Below are 20,717 nucleotides of genomic sequence, written 5' to 3' on the forward strand. Positions count from 1 at the left end.
GCAGGGCCGCGCCCCCGGAATCGAGGCTCCTCTTAGCGTGTCGTTCACGCCCCGCGAAGGCCCTTGCGACGCCGGGGCTTGCCCGACGCCGCGCCGCGGGTGATTGACGGCGCCATGGGCGCGGAACCGCAGGTCAGCTTCATCGTCGCCGGCGTCCAGAAGGGCGGCACCACGGCGCTGTTCGACTATCTGGGCGACGAGCCCGGTCTGGCCCTGCCTCGCGTCAAGGAAGTCCACTTCTTCGACGACGAGGCGCAGGACTGGAGCCGGCCTGACTACGCCGCCTACCACGCCCACTGGGACGCCGCGGCCGGCCGGCCGATGGGCGAAGCCACGCCCATCTACATCTACTGGCCCAACTGCCTGGAGCGCATCCGGGCCTACAATCCGGCCATGAAGCTGATCCTGCTGCTGCGTGATCCGGTGCAGCGGGCGTGGTCGCATTGGCGCATGGAGTACGCGCGCGGGGCAGAAACCAAACCCTTTGCCTGGTGCATCCGCGAAGGACGCCAGCGGCTGTTCGCCGGCGAGCCTTGGGGCCATCACCGGGAATTCTCGTATGTGGAGCGGGGCTTCTATGGCGAGCAGGTGGAACGGCTGTTTGAACTCTTCCCGCGCGAGCAGGTGCTGATCCTCGAGGCCGAGGATCTGCGAAGCCAGCCGGGACCGGTCCTGGCGCAGGTGCGCGCCTTCATCGGCGCGCCGCCGGGCCCCGACCCCACGCCCCGAGAGGTCCACGTCGGCCGACAGATGGAATACCCGTCCCGCCTTACCGCCGAGGACGTGGACTTCCTGCGACAGCTCTATGCCCGCGACATGGCGCGGCTGCGCGAGCTCACCGGGATCGGCTTCGACTAGCCACAATTCGTGGCAAGCTGGCCGCATGAGACGTCCAGCCTTGGCCTTCCTGACCCTTCTTGCCGGCTGCAGCCCGGGAGCCGACCGCCCACAGGCGCAGGCGGCGCAAGCAGCGCCCGCGCCCCTCGCCGCTGCGCCCCCGGACCAGCCCGGCCCGTCCACCCCCGTGGCCCCCGCCGGCGGAGGGTTCAGCATGGCCCTTCCGATCGCCTGCGAACTCGGCCGCACCTGCGAGGTGCAGAACTATGTTGACCTCGACGCCGGGCCCGGCGTGAAGGACTACCGCTGCGGGACGGCGGCCTATGACAAGCACTCCGGCGTCGATATCCGCATCCTCGACGTTGCGGCCCAGCGGCGCGGGGTCGACGTGCTGGCCGTGGCCCCCGGGGTGGTGACCGGCGTCCGGGACGAGATGCCGGACATCATGAGCGATGCGCCCGGCGCGCCGTCGGACCCCCGCATGTGCGGCAACGGAGTCGCCATTGACCACGGCGGCGGCTGGGTCACCCAGACCTGCCATATGGCGCGCGGCAGCCTTTCGGTCGCTGTCGGCCAGCGCGTGGCGGCCGGGCAACGGCTGGGCCAGGTCGGCCTGTCGGGAGCCACCGAGTTCCCGCACGTGCACGTCACCGTCTGGAAGGACGGGCAGGTGGTGGATCCCTTTGCGCCGAACGCGGCGCTGGCCGCCAGCTGCCAGCCTCAGGCCTCGCTCTGGACCGCGCAGGCCGCCCGCGGGCTGGCCTACAAGCCTGGCGTCATCTTCAACACCGGCTTCGCACCGGGCCCGGTGACGGGCCCTTCCATCGAGCAGGGCGGCATTCCAACGCCTGACCGCACCTCGGCCTATCTCGTCGCCTACGTCACGGCGATCAATCTGCGCGCGGGCGACCGCGCACAGCTGACGCTGCGGGGGCCGGACGGGGCTGTGCTGGCCACCGACACCCACGCGCCCGTGGAGCGCAGCAAAGCCGAATACTTCATGCTGGTGGGCAAGCGCCGGCCCGGGGCCGCCTGGCCGGTGGGAAGCTACGCCGCCGAGGCCCGCATCCTGCGCCCGGACCTGCCGCCAAGTGTTCGTCGCTTCACCCTCAGGCTGTGAGATCTCGCAGCCGGGCTTGAGGAAAAGGCCCTGCCCGGTGGCAAGCAGCAGAACTTCCAGGCCACGCTCGGCGAACCAGCGCCGTTCCGCATCGAACTGGGCGCGGGACGGCAACCAGCCATAATCGTCGAAGAGGATGGCTCCGCCTGGCGACAGGCGCGGATAGAGTCGGTCGAGCGCCGTGGCTGGCCTACATTGGAAGCTGCAGACGGTGCTGTGGGCGGCGAAGCGTGCGGCTTTGGTCGGGACGCGCCTTGCCGCTGGCTTGTGGCAGCACCTTGCGCAGCACGGCCAGCGCGGCTTCGTACAGACCGGCGCGGATGAGGCCATCGCTGACCGCCAGCCCATGCTCCGCGGAAAGGTCTTTGATGACGAGGTCTGGCAGGTCGCCTCCGGCCGCTAGGGGTTTGCGGACGCCGCTTCGGCGCAGGCCTGCTGCATGGCGCGCAGGAAATCCATCGGCGCTTGTCTCGGAATGTTGTGACCAACTCCCGGCAGCACCTGGGTTCGAATGCTTGGATGGGACATCAGCAGCGCGCGCGCTTCATCATCCACCAGGCTCGGTAGATGCGACAGCTCTCGCCGCGGCCACAGAGGCTCGTCTCCCAGCATGAGAATTGTCGGCGTGGTGAGACCCGCGACGAGAGCGGAGTAGTCGCGGCCCTCGATCTGGTCGCCGCGGAAACCCAGCACCTGCCAAACGAAGTTCTTCTGCATCTCGGTGAGCGGCATCTGGCCGAAGCCCTCCGCCAGAGGCCACAGATGACGCGTGAAAATGGGCGGTTCGATCGCCACGATCCGGCGGACGTTCGGGTGGCGCAGCCCAAGGGCCACAAGCGCACCGACCGACAATCCTACCACCACGATCGGCCGAGCGCCGAAAAGCTGCGTGATGGCCTCTCTAAGGGCGGCGGAGAACGCGCCGACCGAGGTGGTGATCAATGGGGGGCAGTGATTGCCCGGGAGGTGCGTTCGCAGAACGTCGCAGCCCGGGAGGAACGGAGCCGCATGCGACAGGACGTCGGCCTCCGCAAAGGTGCCGGTCACAACGATCAAGACGGGCCGCGTGGAGGACCCGGTGAGCTCCCCATGAAGCCAAATCGGCCCCAGGCTCGTGACGGTTTCTATCCTCAAACTCACTCCCCGAACCGGCGCGGTTCAAGGCCTCCAACTTATTTGTCCAGTGGCGAGGGTTTCCGTTTCGCGTGGTAGCGCTTTGGGTTAGAGTGTCGTGTCAGCCTAGCTCTCCATGGCTGTGTCGCTTTGGCCGGGCGGTGAACTGCGAGGTTCGCCGCCCGGCCGTTGGATTTCAGGAGCCTGGCTCCACGGCCGGTTCCGCTGGCGAGCGGAGGGTCACGATCCCGTAGCGCGCCAGCCAGAGCACGCCGCGGATCATGTGTGAGCGCCGGCTCGGGCTTGCCACGGCTGCGGCCAGTTCCGCGACGGTGGCGCTGGAGCGCTCGCTCAGCCACGCCACCGACTTCTTGGCTTCCTCCACGTTGGGACGGTTGAAGGCGCTGTAGCTCGCCAGGGGGCTGGTGAGGATCGGCTCCGCCATCGCCCAGTCCATCCCGGGCGCGAGTTCCACGATGTCGTGCCCGCTGGAATAGGCGGTCGGGTAGGATTTGAAGAGCGTGAACGGGTCCGGACGGAACGGATTTATCGTCGACGGCGGCTGGGGGGCGGAGGCGCGGCGCCGGGCGTTCAGTTCCTCCCAAAGCGCCTGGTACTGCGGGATGATCGCCGCCCAATCGAACACTTCCCGCGCCCGGGCCTTGGCCTGGGCGCCCATGCGCTGTCGGAGGTCGGGATTGGACACGAGGGCGAGGATGGCCGTCGTCGCCGCCCCGTAATCGATGGCCGTGAACTGGCCGGTGGCCCCCACGTAGTTGTCGTAATTGACCCAGGCGTTCGAGTACCAGTAGGCGAGGTCCGCCCCATTGCCGGGACCGGGCGCCCGGGTGGCGATGCGGAAGCCATCCTCGCCGTCCCGCACCGTGTCCTTGTACCCGTTCCAGTCGGTGACCACGCAGGGCAGGCCCGCGGCCATCGCCTCGATGGGCGTGAGCCCGAAGGTTTCCTGGATGTTGTCTGCCGATGTTCACCTTCCTCTGGCGCACGGTGCTGCGCAACGTGATCAACCTTGGCCACCACCTGGTGATCGTGGTGGCGGTCCTGCTGTGGTTCGGCGCCTGGAAGCAGGCCAACCCCGCGGTGGCGCTGGTCGGCGTCGTCTTCCTGGCGCTGAACGTCTCGTGGATGAGCATGCTGGCGGCCATCGCCTCGGCGCGCTTTCGGGACATCCCCCAGATCGTCGCCTCGGTGATGCAGTTCGCCTTCTTCATGACGCCGGTCTTCTGGCAGGCGAGCAAGTTCGGCGACAAGCACGCCTTCCTGACCCTGAACCCGTTCTACCACATGCTCGAGGCCGTCCGGGCCCCGCTGCTGGGCGCGCCCGTCTCGACGCTCAGCTACACTGTCCTGGCCGTGATGGCGCTGGGCGGCTGGGCCCTGACCTTCAGCGTCTTTGCGGTCACCCGCCGCCGGATCGTGCACTACCTATGAAGGCTCCCCCCGTCACCGTCTCCTGCCGGGAGCTGACCATCCGGTTCCCGGTCTATGGCGTCGACGCCAAGTCGCTGAAGAAGCACCTGGCGAACATCACCGTGGGCGGTCGGCTGGGCCAGCACCACGGCTCCACCGACGTCACGGCCCTGCAGAACCTGAACCTCGAGCTCAAGGCGGGCGACCGCCTCGGGCTGATCGGCCACAACGGCTCGGGCAAAACCACCCTGCTGCGGGCGCTCTCGGGGGCCTACGAGCCCGACGAGGGCCAGATCGAGGTGCGCGGCCGCATCGCCGCCCTTCTCGACCTCGGCCTGGGCATCGACCCGACCGCCACCGGCTACGACAATATCCGCCTGCGCGGCCGCATCGCCGGCCTCTCGTCCAAGGAGATCGAGGAGCGGATGGGCGAGATCGCCGAGTTCACCGGCCTCGGTCCCTTCCTGGCCATGCCGGTGAAGACCTATTCGGCGGGGATGCAGGCCCGGCTGGCCTTCGCCGCCGCCACCGCCGTGGAGGCCGACGTCCTGCTGATGGACGAGTGGATCGCGGTAGGCGACGCCGACTTCCAGAAGATGGCCCACAAGCGGCTGCTCAAGCTGGTGGAGCACGCCGGCATCCTCGTGCTGGCCAGCCACGACCACGAGATCCTGCGGCGCTACTGCAACAAGGTCATGCGCCTGGAGGGCGGCGTCGCCTCCCCCGTCACCGACATCCGCAAGCTCGACGAGCTGCTGGCGGCCTAGGCCGCCGCGGGCGACCGGAGCTGAGCCAGACCGCGGTAGAGCTGGCTATAGAAGAAGGCTTCCTCCTCGCTGCGCAGCGGCAGCGGCAGGGCCTCGCGCCAGCCGTCGAGCGCCTTCGGGCGGGCCGCGGTGTCGCCGATCGCTTCGGCCCAGGACTCCAGGCTGGAGGCCGGCGCCACGACGCGGCCGCAGCCGTGCCGGGCGACCACCTGCCCGATGTTGCCGAGATCGGAGACCAGGGCCGGCAGGCCCGCGGCGAAGCCCTCGTGCAGGGCCAGCGAGAACGACTCCGGCACCTGACTGGGGACGCAGAGCACATCGAAACCCGTCAGCACCGCCGGCACCGCGTCCGCCGCCACCGGCCCCTCCAGCGAGATCGCCGGGCCGAAGCCGCGAATCTTTTCGGCGAGCGCGTCGTCGTAGCAGGGGCCGACGATGCGCAGCACCGCACCCTGCGGCGCGGCGTGGGCGAAGGCGGCGGCCAGCAGGTCGGCGCCCTTGGCCTCCGAAACCGTGCCCAGGTAGCCGAAGGTCAGCGGGCGGTCGGCGGCGCGCGGCTGCGGCGGTCCGAATTTGAGCAGGTCGACGCCGTTGCCGACGACCAGCACCTTGAGGCCCGGAACCTGCTCCCGATAGCGCTCCGCCACGTACTCCGACACCGCAACCACCGCGGAGGCCTGGCGCAGCAGTCCCGCCAGCCGCTCGTAGCGCTCGCCGTAGGCGTCCTCCTCGACCAGGGGGATGCGGCAGTAGTTCGCGCAGGCCGCGCCGCGCTCGGGGCCGGGGCAGAGCTCGCCGTTCAGGCGGACCAGGTTGATGCGGTGGCAGATCGTGAAGAAGTCGGTCAGCGTCACGGCGTAGGGGATGCGGCGCCTCGCCAGCACCTCCACCGCCTCCACGAGCCGGAACGCGTGCATCACATGGACGGCGTCGAACCCGGGGCGGCTGTCCAGGTAGCGCTCCACGCGCTCGGTAAGGCTGCCCTCCTGGCCATACCCGAGCTGCAGCGGGGCGTCGCCGACCGCCTGGCCGATGGCGAACACCGGCACGCCTTCCACCGTGTAGCCGGGCTTCGCCGGCGCCTCGCCCACGGTGATGGTGAGCACCTCCGCGTAATGGCCGTCGCGCTGCGCCGCCTTGGCGAGGTTCAGGGTGACGTGCTCGGTTCCGCCCCCGTATTCCGGGAAGAACTGATGGACGACATAGAGGATACGCATCAGACGCCCGCGAGCATGAGGTCGTAGAGGACGCGCATGCGCTCCGGGCGGGCGCGCTCCGAGTGGCCGGCGTAGAGGTAGGCGAGCAAAGCCCCCACGGTGGACGCCAGCGTCTTCTCGACCGCCGCGCGCATTTCCACGGCCAGCGCCTCATCGGCCACGCCGTAGACGCGGCCGGCGAAGACGGCGAGGCCTTCGAGCCGGTCGGCGAACATGTTGCGGGTCAGTTCGGCGTCCCAGCGCGCGGGCTTCGCATCCTCGGCGATCGCCTCTTCGAGCCAAGGGCCGAGCGGCTCGAACCCGAAGTGGACGATGGCCGGATGCGCCTCGTCCACGTGCGCCCGACGAGCGCGGCGGGCGAACTCGGCGATCTGCTCGCCCGCGAGCTCGCCGGCGACGGGCGTCCAGCGGGCGTAGAGGGCATGCAGGGCTGCGGCCGCGGCGACGATCCCGCGCACCGACTCGACGATCGGCTGGCCGAAGTCGGGAAACACGTCGCGCAGGAACAGCACGTCCACGAAGGTGCGCTTCAGGTGATAGCGCGCAGGACGGTTGTGCGAGTGGATGATCTTCGCCGAGGAGACCATCGCCAGGCGGTGGCCTTCGCGGATCATCCGCACGCCCAGGATCAGGTCCTCGGCGTAACGCCCCTCGTACCGATAGGACTGGAAGGTCTCGGCCGGGATCAGGCAGGCCACGTCGCTGAGCTGCCCCTGCGAGCGCAGGGCCATGTGGTCGCGGCCGGTCATCTCGCCCAGCCGGTCGGAGTCGCGGCACCCCAGGAAGGCGTAGTGGGTGTCCACGCCGGCGTTGTAGAGCAGCTCGCTGTCGCGCCGCGGGAACTCCGTGCAGGAGAGCGCGGACACCCGCTCCTCCTCCGTCGCCGGCCGCAGCAGCGCGCGCGCCAGGGTGTAGAGCCAGGTGTCGCTCGACGGATAGGCGTCCTGGACGGTGAACAGGTAGAGGTCGCCGCTGGCGTTGTCGGCGCCGAGGTTGCGCGCGTGGCTGTGCGAGAACTCGCTGTTCGGGATCCGCACGACGGTGCAGCCGTGCGCTTCGGCCAGGGTGTCAGTGCCGTCGCTCGAGCCCGAATCGACGACGACGATCTCGACCCCGGCAAGGCCCCGCTGGGCCTTGAGCTTGCGCAGCAGCCAGTAGAACTCGGCGCCTGCGTTGTAGGTCGGGATGATCACTGAGACGGTGGCGTCCAGCGGCTCCAGCGCCTCTCCCGTCAGCTCCGGCAGCCATGTCAGGTTCCCCGGCAGCGGGAACTGCAGCGAACGCAGCGGCGGCAGGCTCGCCGCCGGCGTCGCAGCCAGCGATTCCCCCGGCAAGGGCCCGGGGTCGGCCGGCCAGGCGACCGGCTCCGGACGGGCGGCTTCGCGGCGCCGCAGGCCGAGCCGGGCGAAGATGTCGGCGAAGGTGATCTCGCCGCGCAACAGCAGCACCAGCGCGCGCAGCGGCCGGGTGAGCCGCCACGACGTGGAGCGCATGATCGATGCGCAGCGCCTGCTCCCGCCGGACTTCCTGCAGGATTGCGATCTCCTCGCGCAGGGCCTCGATGTGCCGCTCGGCGGCTTCGAGCCGCCGGCGCAGGAGCTCGGACTCGCTCGGACCGGTCGCGCGGGACGCGCGGCGAGCCGGGGTCGGTCGCTTCTGAGGGGAGGGGGCGGGCATGGGGCCGCTTAGCAGACGCACGCCCCTCCGCAAAGGCGGCGAACCGCCCTCCGTGGCGCCAATCCGCGGCGCGCGCGTTTCCCCGACCCCAGACTCGAATGGAGCGTCAGATGAGCGTCTTCGGCTCGATCATGTCCAAGATCTTCAAGCGCGGCGAAGCCCACGCGGCGACCCGGCCGTCCGCCGCGCCCACCACCCAGCCGCAGGTGGCTCAGCAGCCGCAGGCGCAGGCCCAGGTCGCGCAGCCCACGCCGGCCGCCGCGCCGCCCCCGATGGGCGCGGTCGATGTGGAGGCCGTGCTCAACGTGATGGCCCAGGACAATCCGCAGAAGCTGGATTGGCGCCACTCCATCGTCGACCTGATGAAGCTGCTGTCGATCGACTCCAGCCTGGATAACCGCAAGGCTCTGGCGCAGGAGCTCGGCTACACCGGCGACATGGGCGACTCCGCCACGATGAACGTTTGGTTGCACAAGGCGGTGATGCGCAAGCTCTCCGAGAACGGCGGCCTCGTTCCGGATTCCCTTCGCTAGCTTCACTGTAAAGCCCCGCGATCTGGCAAAGCTGCGCCGTATTTACGGCTCAGCTTTGCTTGCGCCGGGACGCTGCGTTACTTCCGGCGATCCCGGCTTGCTCCACGCCTACGTCTTTCCCGCGGGCAGGCGTGTTGGTGGATATGCGCGATTTGTTCTCCTCAACTGCGCAGCTGCGCCATTCTGCCGCACCGTAGGTCGCGCTGCAGTTCTGGATCGCACCCGCTGGTTGCGCCATCAATGACCGCTCGGGGGCGGTTCGTGATGCGGAGGCGGGCTGGTGCTTGTTCTCGTCGTTGAAGACGAACCCATGATTGCGGCGTCCATCGAGTGGGAGCTCTTGGACGCGGGCTATGACGTGCTAGGGCCGGCGAGCAGTGTCGCCGAGGCCGAACGCCTGGCGGCGGAGCACCGGCCGGATTTGGCCCTGGTGGACATCAATCTGGCCGGACACGACGAAGGCGTAGCCCTGGCGCGTGACCTCAAGGCGCGGCTCGGCGTGCCGTCCGTCTTCGTCACAGGTCAGCTGGCGCAGGCTCGGCAGGCCAGCGATGCGGCGCTGGGCGTGCTCACGAAGCCGTTCCACTTCGACGCCCTGGTGGAGACCGTTCCCGTCGCTGCGGCGCTCGCCCGCGGGCGCCGGCCGGCCCGGCTGCCGAGGGGCCTCGAGGTGTTCGGGGACTGGACCAGCGATCGAACCCTGGCCGCCGCGGGCTAGTCCTAATCGGGTTTGAACGTCCGGCGTTCGCCCTTCACCACGACCTTCGACTCGCCGCCGCTGGCTCGCAGGATCTTGGCGGCCTCGCCCGCCAGGCGCCGCGCGTCCCGCTTTGTTTCGGCCACCGCCAGCAGCTCACGGCCGGCGCTGACGCCCCATCGCTCGCCGGCGCGGGCCACGATAAGGTCGTTGCGGCTCACCGGCGCGCTTCGGCCTGAGCCAGGGCGGAACGCGCGGCCTTGAAGTTCCAGGAAGCCACCAGCGGAACGTATAGCCTCGCGCCGCTGGGAAGGGTGTAGACCTCCACCCGCGTCCCATCGGTCGTCCGCTTCACCTGCACGGCGCGCGCCCTTGGCGACAAGGATCTCGTCCTCTGCTTCACCCGGGGCCACCATGGCTCGGGGGACGGCTGACAACCCGGGGGAACCGGCGCGGGTTCCAGCGGGACCACTAGGCGCGGCGGCGGGAAGGCCTTAGCTTCCGAGGCGCCGAAGACTGGAGTGCCAGCGCATGAAGATGATCATCGCGATCATCAAGCCCAGCCGCCTGGATGCGGTGCTCGAAGCCGTGACGGAGGCAGGAGCCTCGGGCCTGACCGTGACCGAAGTGAGGGGTTATGGCCGCCAACGCGGCAAGACCGAGGTCTACCGTGGCGCCGAGTACGAGGTGAAGCTGCTGCCGAAGGTGAAGCTGGAGATCGCTGCGCCCTCGGACATCGTGGAGGCGGTCATCGAGGCGATCCAGCGCTCGGCCAACACCGGCAAGATCGGCGACGGCAAGGTCTTCGTCCTGGACCTGGAGCAGGCGCTGCGGATCCGCACCGGCGACCGCGACGCCGCGGCCATCGCGGGCTGACGCTCAAGCCCTCGCCTTCCGCCGCGCCCGAGCCTTCGCCGGCGCCTCCGCCTTCGGCACGGCCACCTCGCCGAACAGGTCGGTGGGAGTGGCTTCGGGCCGCGCCTCCGCGCGCCGGCTCAGCAGGAAGAGCGCCGACTCGCTGCGCCAGTTCTCCAGGGCCTTCTCGGGGTTGATGCCCCGCGCGGGCTTGCCGCTGGTGAGGGCGGCGCAGGCGTCGATCCGTAGATCAAGGTCGCGGCAGAGGTCCGTGAAGTCGCGCAGGGTGCAGAGATGGATGTTCGGCGTCGACCACCAGGGATCCGGCAGGGCGCGGGTCTCCGGCATGCGGCCGCGGGTCATCAGCGACACCCGCATGCGCCAGTGGCCGAAGTTCGGCACCGACACGATCGCCTGGTCGGCGATGCGCAGCAGCTCGTTCAGGACGTGCTTCGGCTCGCGCATCTGCTGCAGGGTCTTGGACAGGATGGCGTAGTCGAAACTGCGGGTCGGGAAGTGGTCGAGATCGCGGTCGCCGTCCCCCTGCACGACGGCGAGGCCCTTCGCCAGGCAGGCCGCCACGCCCTGCGGGCTGATCTCCAGCCCCTGGCCGTCCACCTGCTTCTCGCGGGTGAGCAGCTCCAGCAGCCCGCCGTCCTCGCAGCCCACGTCGAGCACCCGCGAGCCGGGCCGCACCAGGCGCAGGATCTCGCGGAAATCCTCACGCACGGCGCTCAAACCAGCCCTCGCGCCTGGGCCGTCGAGCTGATGAAGCCGCGCAGGGTGGCGTCAAGCTGCGGCTCGTCGAGGAAGAAGGCGTCGTGGCCCTTGTCGGTCTCGATCTCGACGAAGCTCGCTCGGCAACCGGCGGCGTTCAGGGCGCGCACGATGTCGCGGCTCTCCGCGGTCGAGTAGAGCCAGTCCGACGAGAACGACAGCACCATGAACCGCACGCCGCGCGCCTTCTGGAACGCCTGGGCCAGCACGCCCCCGTGGCTGCCGGCCAGGTCGAAGTAGTCGAGCGCCCGGGTGATGTAGAGGTAGGAGTTGGCGTCGAACCGATCCACGAAGCTGGCGCCCTGGTGGCGCAGGTAGCTCTCCACCTGGAAATCCGCGTCGAAGCCCCAGGAAAGCCCGTCCTTGCGCAGCTCGCGCCCGAATTTCCGCTGCAGGGCGGCCTCGGAAAGGTAGGTGATGTGCGCGGCCATGCGGGCCACGGCCAGGCCTTTCGATGGGCTGACGCCGGCCTTTTCGTAGTCGCCGCCCCGCCAGTCGGGATCGGCCATGATCGCCTGGCGGCCAACCTCGTGGAAGGCGATGTTCTGGGCCGAGTGACGCGCTGCCGAAGCGATGCAGACGGCGCTGAACAGCTTCTCCGGATAGTCCGCCGCCCACTGCAGAACCTGCATGCCGCCCATCGAGCCGCCGACCACCGCGAACAGCGTCTCGATCCCCATGGCGTCGACCAGCATGGCCTGGGCGCGCACCATGTCGGCGATGGTGATCATCGGGAAGCTTAGGGCGTAGGGGGCGCCGGTCTCCGGGTTGATGGAGGCGGGGCCGCTGGACCCCATGCAGCCGCCCACCACATTGGTGGCGATCACGAAGTAGCGGTCGGTGTCGAGCGGCAGGCCGGGCCCGATCACCCGGTCCCACCAGCCCGGCTTGCCGGTGATCGGATGCGGGGAGGCGGCGTGCTGGTCCCCCGTCAGGGCATGGCAGACCAGGACGGCGTTGGTCTTCGTCTCGTTCAACCGACCGTAGGTCTTGTAGGCCACCTCCAGCGGGGCCAGCGTGGCGCCGGAGTCCAGGCGCAGTGGACGGCTGGCGGGGAACTTCCAGGTTCCGCCGCCGACCTCGATCGCCGGACTCAGGGGCGAGGTGTCGTCCATGGGCTTTCAAGACGGCCAACCCCTTTCACTGTCAATGGCTTCGCAGGCGCGGCGCAGCCCGCTATGAGGACCGCCCAAGGGCTCGAATCTTCATGGACCGTCTGATCCTCCTGCGGCACGGCAAGGCCGAACCGGACTCCGCCAGCGGAGACGACTTCGACCGCCGGCTGGCCGCGCGCGGCGTCCGCGAATCGGCCGCCATGGGCGAGAACCTGGCCGACCTGGGCATGAAGCCCGACCTGGCGCTGGTCTCCCCCGCCGCCCGCACCCGCGAGACCTGGGCCGCCGCCCAGCCGGTCTTCGCCGGGGCCGAGGTGCGGTTCGAGAAAGAGCTTTACCTCGCCGACGCGGGCTCCATCCGCCAGGCGGCCGAGAAGGCTGGCAAGGCGTGCCGCACGGTGATGGTCGTCGGGCACAATCCCGGCCTGCAGGAGCTCGCCGTCGACCTGCTGACGGAAGGCCAGGCGCCCGCCGCGCTGATCGCCCGGGCCGCCCGCCACTTCCCGCCGGCGGCGGCGGCCGTCTTCCTGATCGACGCCAACGGCCGCCCGGCCTTCGACGGCCTCTTCTATCCGGAGCGTGGGGATTGAGCCGGATCTACAAGATCCTCGCCCGCGCAGAGTGGGCCGCCGCCGAAGCCGCCGGGCGGTTCGAAGGCTCCGCGGTCGACCTGAAGGACGGCTTCATCCACTTCTCCACCGCCGCCCAGGCGCAGGAGACCGCCCGCCGCCACTTCGCCGGCCAGTCGGACCTCGTGGTGCTCGAGGTCGAGGCCGGGGATCTCGGCGAGGGACTGCGCTGGGAGCCCTCCCGGGGCGGCGACCTCTTCCCGCACCTCTACGGCGCCCTGGACACCGCCCTCGTCCGCAGCGTCGCCGCCGCGCCCCTGGGCGCAGACGGCGCGCCCGTCCTGCCGGCGCTCGCATGAGCCTGCTGCACGGCCTCGCCACCCGCGCCCTTCACCGGCTCGACCCCGAGGACGCGCACGGCGCCGCCATCGCCAGCCTCAAGGCGGGGCTCGGCCCCAGGGCCGGCCGAGACGACCCGATCCTCGCCACCGAACTCGCCGGCCTGAAGCTGCCGAATCCTGTCGGCCTCGCGCCCGGCTTCGACAAGAACGCCGAGGTGTTCGCGCCGATGCTGCGGGCCGGCTTCGGCTTCGTGGAGTGCGGCACCGTCACCCCCCTCCCCCAGGTCGGCAACCCGCGCCCGCGGCTCTTCCGGCTCAGCGAAGACCGCGCGGTGATCAACCGCATGGGCTTCAACAACCAGGGCCTCGAGCCGTTCGCCGCCCGCCTGGCGCGCCGCGGCCCGGGCGTGGTGGGCGCCAACATCGGCGCGAACAAGGACTCCGCGGACCGCGTCGCCGATTACGTGAGCTGCCTGCGCCGGCTTTGGGGCCTGGCCAGCTACTTCACCATCAACATCTCGTCGCCGAACACGCCGGGCCTGCGGGCCCTGCAGACCCGGGCGGCGCTGGAGGAGTTGCTCGGGCGCCTGGCCGAGGCGCGCGACGCCCTGCCCGCGGAGGGGCGGGCGCCGATGTTCCTCAAGGTCGCGCCCGACCTCGCCGACGGCGAGGCCGAAGCCATCGTCGAGACGGTGCTGGGCGCCGGCCTCCAGGGGATCATCGTGTCCAACACCACGATCGGCCGGCCGGAGCTGCGCTCGCCCTTCCGGGACGAAACCGGCGGCCTCTCCGGGGCCCCGCTCCAGGCGCTCTCCACCGGCATGCTGGCGCGCTTCTCGGCGATCGCAGACGGCCGGCTCGTGCTGATCGGCGCGGGCGGCGTCGACAGCGGCCAGGCGGCGTACGCCAAGCTGCGGGCCGGCGCGGCCGCGGTGCAGCTCTATTCCGCCCTGGTCTACGAGGGCCCAGGCCTGGTCGCCCGCATCAAGCGCGAGCTCGCCCAGATCCTGCGCGCCGAGGGATTTCGCGCGGTGGGCGAAGCCGTGGGCGCAAACTGAGCAATCGGCTAAGAGCCAACCAACCCAGCCGGGGCGCGTTGCCCAAGCTAGTCCAGTGATTTAACGGGAGTGTCCATGGCGGACGCGCCCACGCCGCAGGAACTTCCCAGGCCGGACAGGCGCCGCCTCTTCTGGCCGGGCGGCCTGTCGGCGCGCCTGCTCACGCTCACCTTCCTGTTCGTGGCCGCCGGCGGCATGATGGCGCTGCCCCCCGCCCTGGCGGCCTACCAGGAGAGCTGGCTGTTGGACCGGGTGCGCGCCGCCGAGACCATCTCGCGCATCTCCGACATCGCGCCCGAGCGCATGACCCTTCGCCAGCGCGAGCAGCTGCTCCAGGGGGCCGGGGTGGAGTGGGTGGCGATCTCCACGCCGGACGTGGGCCTCAGGCTGGTCCTGCAGGGCGCACGCCGGCCCCAGCGCCCCTACCTGATCGACCTGCGCCAGCAGGGTCCGGGCCCCTGGCTGGTCGGCCCGTTCAACACCCTGTTCGGCGGCGAGGGCCGCTACGTGCGGGTGCGCGCCCGGCCGCGCTTCATCCAGGCCGAATACGTCGAGGTCGTCGCCCCGGACGCCGAGCTGAAGCAGGAGCTGTGGGGCTATCTCTGGCGGCTGATCATCATCGTCGCCTTCGTGTCCACCCTGGCGGGCGTGCTGGTCTACCTGTCGCTGAACCTGTTCCTGGTGCGGCCGATGCAGCGGATCACCCGGGCCATGGAGCGGTTCCGCGCCGATCCGGACGACCCGCAGGCCCGGGTGGAGCCCTCCGGCCGTCGCGACGAGATCGGCCGCGCCGAGGCCGAGCTCGACCGCATGCAGGCCGACCTGCGGGCCGCCCTGAACTCCCGGGCCCGGCTGGCCGCCCTGGGCGAGGCGGTGGCCAAGATCAACCACGACCTGCGCAACATGCTGACCAGCGCCCAGATCGCGTCCGAGCGTCTCGCCGCTCTCAAGGACCCGAAGGTCAGCCAGGCCCTGCCCCGCCTGGAGCGCGCCCTGGACCGGGCCGTGAAGCTGGCGTCCGACGTGCTGACCTACGGCAAGACCCAGGAGGCCGCGCCCGAGGCGCGGCCGGTGCGCCTGGTGGAGGCCCTGGAGGCGGCCGCCGAGGAGGCCCGCCTCTCCGACGACGGCGTGCGGCTGGTCTGCGAGGTGGCCGGCGGCGAGCAGGTCATCGCCGACCCCGACCAGCTGCACCGCATCCTGGTGAACCTGCTGCGCAATGGCCGGGAGGCCATCGAGCACCAGGCCGGCCGCACCGAGCCCGGCCGCATCCGGGTGAGCCTTGAACAAGCCGAGGCGGCGAGCCTCGTGCGCATCGCCGACAACGGCCCGGGCATTCCGGCCAGGGCCCGCGACCGCCTCTTCCTGCCCTTCGCCGGCTCGACCCGCCCCGAAGGCGCCGGCCTCGGCCTGGCGATCGCCCGGGAGCTGGCCCATGGCCATGGGGGCGACCTGTCGCTGCTCGAGACCGGCGAGGCGGGCTCGACCTTCGAGCTGCGCCTCCCGGGCGCGCCGCCGCGGGCGCCGGCCCGCAGCCGGGCCGCCCGCAGCCAGCCTCAGTAGCCCAGCGCCACCCCCTCGCGCCGCGGATCGGCCCCGCCGCGCAGCGAGCCGTCCGGCAGGCGCTCGATCCCGTGCAGGCCTGAGCCCTCGGCCCCGGCTCCGGACCGCAGCTGCACGCCGCGGGCCGCCAGCCCGGCGGCCACCTCCGGCGCGAACTTGTCCACCTCGGCGGCGTAGAAGGAGCCGGAGGCGATGAGGTTCGGCAGGTCGATCGCCGACTGCACGGGCAGCTTCCAGTCCAGCATCCCCACCATGGTCTTCAGGTTGTACGCCAGGATCGCCGGACCGCCGGGCGAACCCGCCGCGGCCACGAACCGGCCCTGCCGGTCCAGCACGATGGCCGGCGCCATGGACGACCTGGGCCGCTTGCCGCCCGCCACCGCATTGGCCGCGGGCGTGCGGTCGGCGTTCACCGGCTGGAAGGAGAAGTCGGTGAGCTGGTTGTTGAGGAAGAAGCCGGCCACCATCCGGCCGGAGCCGAAGATGCTCTCGACGGTGGTCGTCATGGAGACGGCGTTGCCCCAGGCGTCGACGATGGCGAAGTGGGTGGTGCCCGCCACCTCGGCCGTGCGGTCCGGCGCGCGAACCCCCGCGCCGCGGGGGCTTCCCGGCGGCGGCGGCGGACCGGCCTTCGCGGGGTCGATCAGCTTGGCGCGCGCGTCGAGGTAGGCGGGCTCCAGCAGCCCTTCCACCGGCACATCCACGAACGCCGGGTCGCCGATGTAGCGGTCGCGATCGGCGTACATCAGCCGGCTCGCCTGGCTGAACAGGTACCAGCCCTGCGGGTCCTGTGGCCCGCGGGACGCCACCTCGGTGCGCTCTAGCAGGCCCAGCCCCTGCAGCACCGCCGGGCCGCCGGACGGCGCGCCCGGCGTGCAGACCACATAGACCCGGTACGGCCGGCACAGGGCGGGACCCTTCTTCGGCCGGTAGGACCTGAGGTCGGCCAGCGTCATGGCGCCCGGCAGCGGGTCGCGCGCCAGCCGAGCCACGATCGCCTCGGCGATCTCGCCCTCCAAAATCGCCTTGGGACCTTCGGCTGCGATCCTGCGTACGGTGGCGGCGTAGGCAGGATTGCGGAAGGTGTCGCCGGGCCGGATCCGCGTTCCGTCCGGCTTGGTGAAGTAGGCGACGGCGTCCGGCGCCTGGGCTTGGGGGGCGCGGGAGTTGGCGGCCTCGCCCATCCGGCGCGGGACCACGAAGCCTTGGTCGGCCAGCCGCTCGGCGTCGCCGAACAGCCGGTTCCACGGCAGCCGGCCGTGCTCGGCCTGAGCCATAGCCAGCATGGCCACCGCGCCCGGCACGCCCGTGGAGCGACCGGACAGGATCGCCTCGGTGCGGTTCAGAGGCTTGCCGTCCGGGCCCAGGAACAGCTCGGGGGTGGCGGCCCGGGGCGCCGTCTCCCGCCCGTCGTAAGCGGTCACCGAACGGGTCCTGGCGTCGTAGTAGGTGAGAAAGGCGCCGCCGCCGAGCCCCGAGCTCTGCGGCTCCACCAGCCCGAGGACCGCCTGCACCGCCACCGCTGCGTCCACCGCCGAGCCGCCGGCGCGCAGGACCTTCAGCCCGGCTTCGACCGCCATCGGGTTCGCCGCGGCGACCATGGCGTGACGCGCCGCGCCCTGGGTGGCGGGCAGGCTCGCGGCGGGCGCATCAGGGGACGTCGGGTTGGTGCTGCAGGCGGCGAGCGCGCCCACGAGGGCGAGGACGGCGAGACGCTTCAGGATCGGCACTGGCAGGCGGGCTCCGGGCGTTGGGACCGCCACCTTTAAGGCCGCCTTGCGTGGACAACAAACGCCAAGCCGTGCGAGCCCTTGCCCATGCAGCTTCCAGGCCCCGGCGCCCGCAACCTGATCACCGACGTCCCCGGCCTCAAGGTGGGGCAGGCGCAGGACGCCCGCGCTCGCACCGGGGTGACGGTCATCCTTCCCGACGCGCGGGCGGTCTGCGCGGTGGATGTGCGAGGCGGGGCCCCGGGCACCCGCGAGACCGACGCCCTCGCCCCCGAGAACCTCGTGGAGGCGGTGGACGCCGTCGTGCTCTCCGGCGGCTCGGTCTACGGCCTGGCCGCGGCCGACGGCGTGGTGGCGTGGCTCGGTGCGCGCGGTCGCGGCTATGCGCTCGCCGCCCAGCCGGACGTGCCGCCCTCGCCCGTCGTGCCGGCGGCGATCCTCTTCGACATGGCCAATGGCGGCGACAAGGCTTGGGGCGAGCAGCCGCCGCACCGCGAGCTTGGCCGCGCGGCCGTCGCCGCGGCCGGAGCGGATTTCGAGCTCGGCACCGCCGGCGCGGGGTACGGCGCTATGGCCGGAGCGCTCAAGGGCGGCGTCGGCTCGGCGTCGGTGGTGAGCGCCGAGGGCGTCACCGTCGGCGCGCTCGCCGCGGTGAACTGCTTCGGCTCGGTGGTGGCCCCGGGTGGACGCACCTTCTGGGCCGGCCCCTACGAGATTGGCGACGAGTTCGGCGGCCTGGGGGGCGGCGGCCTCCGTGCGGCCCCTGACGACTGGGGGCTGTCGAAAGGCGCGGCGGCGCTGCGGAACACCACCATCGCCTGCGTCGCCACGGACGCTGCGCTCACGCCCGCTCAGGCGAAGCGGCTGGCGGTGATGGCGCAGGACGGGCTGGCCCGCGCCATCCGCCCCGTGCACGCACCGTTCGACGGCGACGTGGTGTTCGCCCTCTCCACCGGCGCGCGGGCCCTGGCCGACCCGGTCAACTTCACCTTGGCGCGCCTGGGCGCCCTGGCGGCCGACTGCCTGGCGCGCGCGGTGGCGCGGGGCGTCTACGCGGCGACGGCTTGGCCCGGCGTGACCCCGGTCACCTGGCGCGACCTTCCGGGCTGACCCGACTGCTGCTAAGCGGCGCCGTTTCCAAGGTTCGGGAGTGGCGAGATGCGGACGGGTTTGAAGGTGGTGCTGCTGGGCGGCGCGGCGGTGCTGGCGGGCGGGGCCGCCCCACAGCCGCAGCAGAAGGTGACGGGTCCCGTCGCCACCTACTGGATGAGCGCCCAGACCCACACCGGCTTCGGCATGCCCGGCGCCGGCGGCGCTCCGTCCCCCATGCAGATGATGCAGATGCTGCGCGGCGGCTCGGTCACCCGGACGCTCAGCCTGCAGCTCGGCTCGTCGTCCAAGCCGGCGGGTGAAGCCTCGGCCGAGCACCTGCCGCCTGCGGGGCTCAAGGTGGGCGCCAGCCTGCCCCTGGTCACCCCGAAGCGCCAACCGGCCCAGAAGACTGAAGACACGCCGCCGACCCCGCAGGACTTCCAGCGGCCCAAGGGCAAGATGCTGATCTTCTGGGGCTGCGCGGAACGGGCCAAGGCCGGTCAGCCGATCGTCATCGATTTCGCCAAGATGGAGCCGGGCAAGCTTCCGCCGGGCTTCGAGGCGCTGAGCCGCGGCCTGAACCTCACCGCCATGCAGCCCCCCTCCCCTGGCCGCAACGCAACCTACGGCGAATGGCCGAACGAGAAGACCCGCACCCAGGTGCCGGGCGACGGCTCGCTGGTGGGCGACCACACGGTCCGCGGCAACTACAGCCCGGAGATCCGCTTCGCGCTCAGCCAGGCGCAGGATTTCCTGGCGCCCCTGACCCTCACCACCAACGCCAAGAACCCGACGGGGTCCGGCCAGCTCGGCTGGAACGCCGTGCCCAACGCTCAGGCCTACCTGGCCACGGCCATTGGGGGCGGCCAGGACACGGTCGTCCTGTGGACGTCGTCCGAGGTGCAGTCGTCCGCCTTCAGCCTGCCCGACTATATCGCGCCGGGCGACGTGACCCGCCTCGTGGCCGCCAAGGCCCTGATAGGGCCGCAGACCACCAGCTGCACCGTCCCGAAGGAGGTGCTGGACGCCGCACCGCAGGCGATGGTGCAGCTCGCCGCCTACGGGCCGGAGGCCAACTTCGTCTATCCCCCCCGTCCGTCCGACCCGAAGGCCCCCTGGGACCGGCAATGGGCCGTGAAGGTGCGCTACCGGTCCGACACCGGGGGCCTGCTCGGCCAGCCCATGCCCGGAATGGGCGCCGGGGATGAGGATGCGGCGCGCCCCGGCCGCCGCAGCCAGCCGGCCCAGGAACAGCCGCCGTCCAAGGCCGATCGCCGCCGCCAGATCATGAAGGGTCTGGGCGGGGCGCTCGGCGTCCCGGTGCCGATCCCCTGAGGCGCGACTACAGCCCGACCCAGGCGAGTCCATCGTCGTACCCGAATGGGCCGAGCCCGGGATCCAACTCAAGTTCATCGATCCCGCTTCGCGACGAGACCGACCCCTACGCGTTGGGTCGAGGGCTCCCCATCCTGGATGTCCTGACGTGGAATTCGCCGGAGAGCCTGCGCGCACACCTCTACGGCGCCCTGGCGGCTCGATCCGGGATTCGTGACGATGGCGCGGATATGGGTTGAACGGCCCACGATCCGACGCTAGATAGCCGCCTCTCGCCGAAAGGCGGTGCGCGCCCGTAGCTCAGCTGGATAGAGCATCAGACTACGAATCTGAGGGTCGGACGTTCGAATCGTTCCGGGCGCGCCATTTCTTTCCCCTTTTCCATTGTGGCGTTCTCGGCGCGAAGGGTGCGGACGGCGGCCCCAGTTCCAGCTCGCTCGCGCGCCCGACCTCATCGCCCACCTGCAGCAGGACGGCGTCCCGATGAACCTGCTGTACCCGCCAACTACTTCCACTTTCTGCAACTTCAGCTTCAACGCCGAACACATTGCCTGCTGCGGCGGACGTTTGAAGCCCTGCAACTACCCCCCGACACCCCGCGCCGGAAGCTGTTCATCCGGCGTGTGTCCTGGGGCCGCAACCTGAGCAACGAGGACGCCGGCGCATGGTGTGCGAACCTGGTGTTCATGCGCGACGACGCCCGCGCCACCGTGCTCTATCCGGTCACCGCCCGCGCCGAGCGCTGCGCCTGGAACAGCCTTGGATCGATCTTCGGCCTGCCGGTCCAGGACGTCTACGGCGAGATCACCGCCCGGACGGCGCACCGGGCGATCCACTGGGACTTCTCGGTCCCCGAAGACGAGTTCCGCGCGCTGCTGGACTGGAGCTGA

22 protein-coding genes and 1 tRNA gene are annotated in these 20,717 nt (G+C 71.0%); 15 read left to right on the forward strand and 8 right to left on the reverse strand.

All coding sequences use genetic code 11. The annotated features are described in order from the left end of the window. The first annotated feature begins 78 nt into the window (after positions 1–78). Positions 79–858 (forward strand): sulfotransferase domain-containing protein, encoded by a 780-nt coding sequence (locus tag VIL67_RS17840; protein WP_332050270.1) that lies wholly within the window; start codon positions 79–81, stop codon positions 856–858. Between the two features lie 193 nt (positions 859–1,051). Then, the gene (locus VIL67_RS17845; RefSeq protein WP_332050271.1) at positions 1,052–1,957 is read left to right on the forward strand and encodes a M23 family metallopeptidase; all 906 of its coding nucleotides are present in this window, start codon (positions 1,052–1,054) and stop codon (positions 1,955–1,957) included. Between the two features lie 399 nt (positions 1,958–2,356). On the opposite strand, the gene VIL67_RS17850 is transcribed toward VIL67_RS17845, so the two are convergent. Together VIL67_RS17850 and VIL67_RS17855 are read right to left on the reverse strand one after the other, a co-directional pair. After that, positions 2,357–3,004: an alpha/beta fold hydrolase gene (locus VIL67_RS17850; RefSeq protein WP_332050419.1), complete on the reverse strand. Its 648-nt coding sequence runs from the start codon at positions 3,002–3,004 to the stop codon at positions 2,357–2,359. A 262-nt stretch (positions 3,005–3,266) separates the two neighbouring features. Continuing rightward, a complete protein-coding gene (locus VIL67_RS17855; RefSeq protein ID WP_332050420.1) occupies positions 3,267–4,043 on the reverse strand; it encodes a glycosyltransferase in 777 nt (258 codons plus the stop codon). A gap of 11 nt (positions 4,044–4,054) precedes the next feature. Here VIL67_RS17855 and VIL67_RS17860 point away from each other — a divergent pair, with 11 nt between their 5' ends. Further along, entirely contained in the window at positions 4,055–4,522 is a 468-nt protein-coding gene (locus VIL67_RS17860; RefSeq protein WP_332050272.1) for an ABC transporter permease, read from the forward strand. Beyond that, positions 4,519–5,268 carry an ABC transporter ATP-binding protein gene (locus tag VIL67_RS17865; protein WP_332050273.1) on the forward strand — a complete coding sequence of 250 codons (750 nt, stop codon included), beginning with the start codon at positions 4,519–4,521 and terminating at the stop codon, positions 5,266–5,268. The genes VIL67_RS17860 and VIL67_RS17865 overlap by 4 nt, the downstream gene beginning before the upstream one ends. Here the strand turns inward: VIL67_RS17865 and VIL67_RS17870 are convergent. Both VIL67_RS17870 and VIL67_RS17875 read right to left on the reverse strand, forming a co-directional pair. After that, on the reverse strand, positions 5,265–6,485 hold the full coding sequence (locus VIL67_RS17870; RefSeq protein ID WP_332050274.1) for a glycosyltransferase: 1,221 nt from the start codon (positions 6,483–6,485) through the stop codon (positions 5,265–5,267). The genes VIL67_RS17865 and VIL67_RS17870 overlap by 4 nt on opposite strands. Next, positions 6,485–7,978 carry a glycosyltransferase family 2 protein gene (locus tag VIL67_RS17875; RefSeq protein WP_332050275.1) on the reverse strand — a complete coding sequence of 498 codons (1,494 nt, stop codon included), beginning with the start codon at positions 7,976–7,978 and terminating at the stop codon, positions 6,485–6,487. Before VIL67_RS17875 ends, VIL67_RS17870 begins: the two co-directional genes overlap by 1 nt. Before the next feature lie 294 nt (positions 7,979–8,272). On the opposite strand from VIL67_RS17875, the gene VIL67_RS17880 reads away from it, so the two are divergent. Both VIL67_RS17880 and VIL67_RS17885 read left to right on the forward strand, forming a co-directional pair. Then, the gene (locus VIL67_RS17880) at positions 8,273–8,695 is read left to right on the forward strand and encodes a DUF3597 domain-containing protein (protein WP_332050276.1); all 423 of its coding nucleotides are present in this window, start codon (positions 8,273–8,275) and stop codon (positions 8,693–8,695) included. A gap of 280 nt (positions 8,696–8,975) precedes the next feature. Continuing rightward, a complete protein-coding gene (locus VIL67_RS17885; protein WP_332050277.1) occupies positions 8,976–9,413 on the forward strand; it encodes a response regulator in 438 nt (145 codons plus the stop codon). A gap of 2 nt (positions 9,414–9,415) precedes the next feature. Here the strand turns inward: VIL67_RS17885 and VIL67_RS17890 are convergent, their stop codons facing one another. Then, a complete protein-coding gene (locus VIL67_RS17890; RefSeq protein WP_332050278.1) occupies positions 9,416–9,613 on the reverse strand; it encodes a hypothetical protein in 198 nt (65 codons plus the stop codon). A gap of 310 nt (positions 9,614–9,923) precedes the next feature. On the opposite strand from VIL67_RS17890, the gene VIL67_RS17895 reads away from it, so the two are divergent. Beyond that, entirely contained in the window at positions 9,924–10,268 is a 345-nt protein-coding gene (locus VIL67_RS17895; protein WP_332050279.1) for a P-II family nitrogen regulator, read from the forward strand. A gap of 3 nt (positions 10,269–10,271) precedes the next feature. On the opposite strand, the gene metW is transcribed toward VIL67_RS17895, so the two are convergent. Then, positions 10,272–10,985 carry a methionine biosynthesis protein MetW gene (gene metW, locus VIL67_RS17900; RefSeq protein WP_332050280.1) on the reverse strand — a complete coding sequence of 238 codons (714 nt, stop codon included), beginning with the start codon at positions 10,983–10,985 and terminating at the stop codon, positions 10,272–10,274. Further along, complete coding sequence (metX, locus tag VIL67_RS17905; RefSeq protein ID WP_332050281.1) at positions 10,982–12,139, reverse strand: homoserine O-acetyltransferase MetX; 1,158 nt, start codon at positions 12,137–12,139, stop codon at positions 10,982–10,984. The genes metW and metX overlap by 4 nt, the downstream gene beginning before the upstream one ends. Positions 12,140–12,231: 92 nt before the next feature. Between metX and VIL67_RS17910 the strand changes: the two genes are divergently transcribed. The 4 genes from VIL67_RS17910 to VIL67_RS17925 all read left to right on the forward strand — a co-directional run bounded on the left by VIL67_RS17910 (position 12,232) and on the right by VIL67_RS17925 (position 15,670). Beyond that, positions 12,232–12,729: a SixA phosphatase family protein gene (locus tag VIL67_RS17910; protein ID WP_332050282.1), complete on the forward strand. Its 498-nt coding sequence runs from the start codon at positions 12,232–12,234 to the stop codon at positions 12,727–12,729. Further along, on the forward strand, positions 12,726–13,067 hold the full coding sequence (locus VIL67_RS17915) for a DUF952 domain-containing protein (RefSeq protein ID WP_332050283.1): 342 nt from the start codon (positions 12,726–12,728) through the stop codon (positions 13,065–13,067). The genes VIL67_RS17910 and VIL67_RS17915 overlap by 4 nt, the downstream gene beginning before the upstream one ends. Next, positions 13,064–14,107, forward strand: a complete 1,044-nt coding sequence (locus tag VIL67_RS17920) for a quinone-dependent dihydroorotate dehydrogenase (protein ID WP_332050284.1) — start codon at positions 13,064–13,066, stop codon at positions 14,105–14,107. Before VIL67_RS17915 ends, VIL67_RS17920 begins: the two co-directional genes overlap by 4 nt. Before the next feature lie 75 nt (positions 14,108–14,182). Further along, the gene (locus VIL67_RS17925; RefSeq protein WP_332050285.1) at positions 14,183–15,670 is read left to right on the forward strand and encodes a sensor histidine kinase; all 1,488 of its coding nucleotides are present in this window, start codon (positions 14,183–14,185) and stop codon (positions 15,668–15,670) included. Here VIL67_RS17925 and VIL67_RS17930 read toward each other — a convergent pair. Beyond that, positions 15,664–17,391, reverse strand: a complete 1,728-nt coding sequence (locus VIL67_RS17930) for a gamma-glutamyltransferase family protein (RefSeq protein ID WP_414696222.1) — start codon at positions 17,389–17,391, stop codon at positions 15,664–15,666. The two genes, VIL67_RS17925 and VIL67_RS17930, sit on opposite strands and share 7 nt — an antisense overlap. 96 nt (positions 17,392–17,487) lie before the next feature. On the opposite strand from VIL67_RS17930, the gene VIL67_RS17935 reads away from it, so the two are divergent. The 4 genes from VIL67_RS17935 to VIL67_RS17950 all read left to right on the forward strand — a co-directional run bounded on the left by VIL67_RS17935 (position 17,488) and on the right by VIL67_RS17950 (position 20,717). Beyond that, positions 17,488–18,510, forward strand: a complete 1,023-nt coding sequence (locus VIL67_RS17935) for a P1 family peptidase (RefSeq protein WP_332050287.1) — start codon at positions 17,488–17,490, stop codon at positions 18,508–18,510. A gap of 48 nt (positions 18,511–18,558) precedes the next feature. Beyond that, on the forward strand, positions 18,559–19,827 hold the full coding sequence (locus VIL67_RS17940) for a hypothetical protein (RefSeq protein ID WP_332050288.1): 1,269 nt from the start codon (positions 18,559–18,561) through the stop codon (positions 19,825–19,827). A gap of 289 nt (positions 19,828–20,116) precedes the next feature. Next, positions 20,117–20,193 (forward strand) — tRNA-Arg (locus VIL67_RS17945). A 257-nt stretch (positions 20,194–20,450) separates the two neighbouring features. Further along, on the forward strand, positions 20,451–20,717 hold the full coding sequence (locus tag VIL67_RS17950) for a glycosyltransferase family 61 protein (protein ID WP_332050289.1): 267 nt from the start codon (positions 20,451–20,453) through the stop codon (positions 20,715–20,717).

Source organism: Phenylobacterium sp., from assembly GCF_036563385.1.
GTDB lineage: Bacteria > Pseudomonadota > Alphaproteobacteria > Caulobacterales > Caulobacteraceae > Phenylobacterium.

Excerpts from the sequence above, each read along its gene's own strand:
- VIL67_RS17845 (WP_332050271.1), top strand. The coding sequence starts at position 1,052 with ATGGCCCTTCCGATCGCCTGCGAACTCGGCCGCACCTGCGAGGTGCAG.
- VIL67_RS17860 (WP_332050272.1), top strand. The coding sequence starts at position 4,055 with ATGTTCACCTTCCTCTGGCGCACGGTGCTGCGCAACGTGATCAACCTT.
- VIL67_RS17865 (WP_332050273.1), top strand. The coding sequence starts at position 4,519 with ATGAAGGCTCCCCCCGTCACCGTCTCCTGCCGGGAGCTGACCATCCGG.
- VIL67_RS17870 (WP_332050274.1), bottom strand. The coding sequence starts at position 6,485 with ATGCGTATCCTCTATGTCGTCCATCAGTTCTTCCCGGAATACGGGGGC.
- VIL67_RS17875 (WP_332050275.1), bottom strand. The coding sequence starts at position 7,978 with ATGCGCTCCACGTCGTGGCGGCTCACCCGGCCGCTGCGCGCGCTGGTG.
- VIL67_RS17880 (WP_332050276.1), top strand. The coding sequence starts at position 8,273 with ATGAGCGTCTTCGGCTCGATCATGTCCAAGATCTTCAAGCGCGGCGAA.
- VIL67_RS17895 (WP_332050279.1), top strand. The coding sequence starts at position 9,924 with ATGAAGATGATCATCGCGATCATCAAGCCCAGCCGCCTGGATGCGGTG.
- metX (WP_332050281.1), bottom strand. The coding sequence starts at position 12,139 with ATGGACGACACCTCGCCCCTGAGTCCGGCGATCGAGGTCGGCGGCGGA.
- VIL67_RS17910 (WP_332050282.1), top strand. The coding sequence starts at position 12,232 with ATGGACCGTCTGATCCTCCTGCGGCACGGCAAGGCCGAACCGGACTCC.
- VIL67_RS17920 (WP_332050284.1), top strand. The coding sequence starts at position 13,064 with ATGAGCCTGCTGCACGGCCTCGCCACCCGCGCCCTTCACCGGCTCGAC.
- VIL67_RS17925 (WP_332050285.1), top strand. The coding sequence starts at position 14,183 with ATGGCGGACGCGCCCACGCCGCAGGAACTTCCCAGGCCGGACAGGCGC.
- VIL67_RS17935 (WP_332050287.1), top strand. The coding sequence starts at position 17,488 with ATGCAGCTTCCAGGCCCCGGCGCCCGCAACCTGATCACCGACGTCCCC.
- VIL67_RS17940 (WP_332050288.1), top strand. The coding sequence starts at position 18,559 with ATGCGGACGGGTTTGAAGGTGGTGCTGCTGGGCGGCGCGGCGGTGCTG.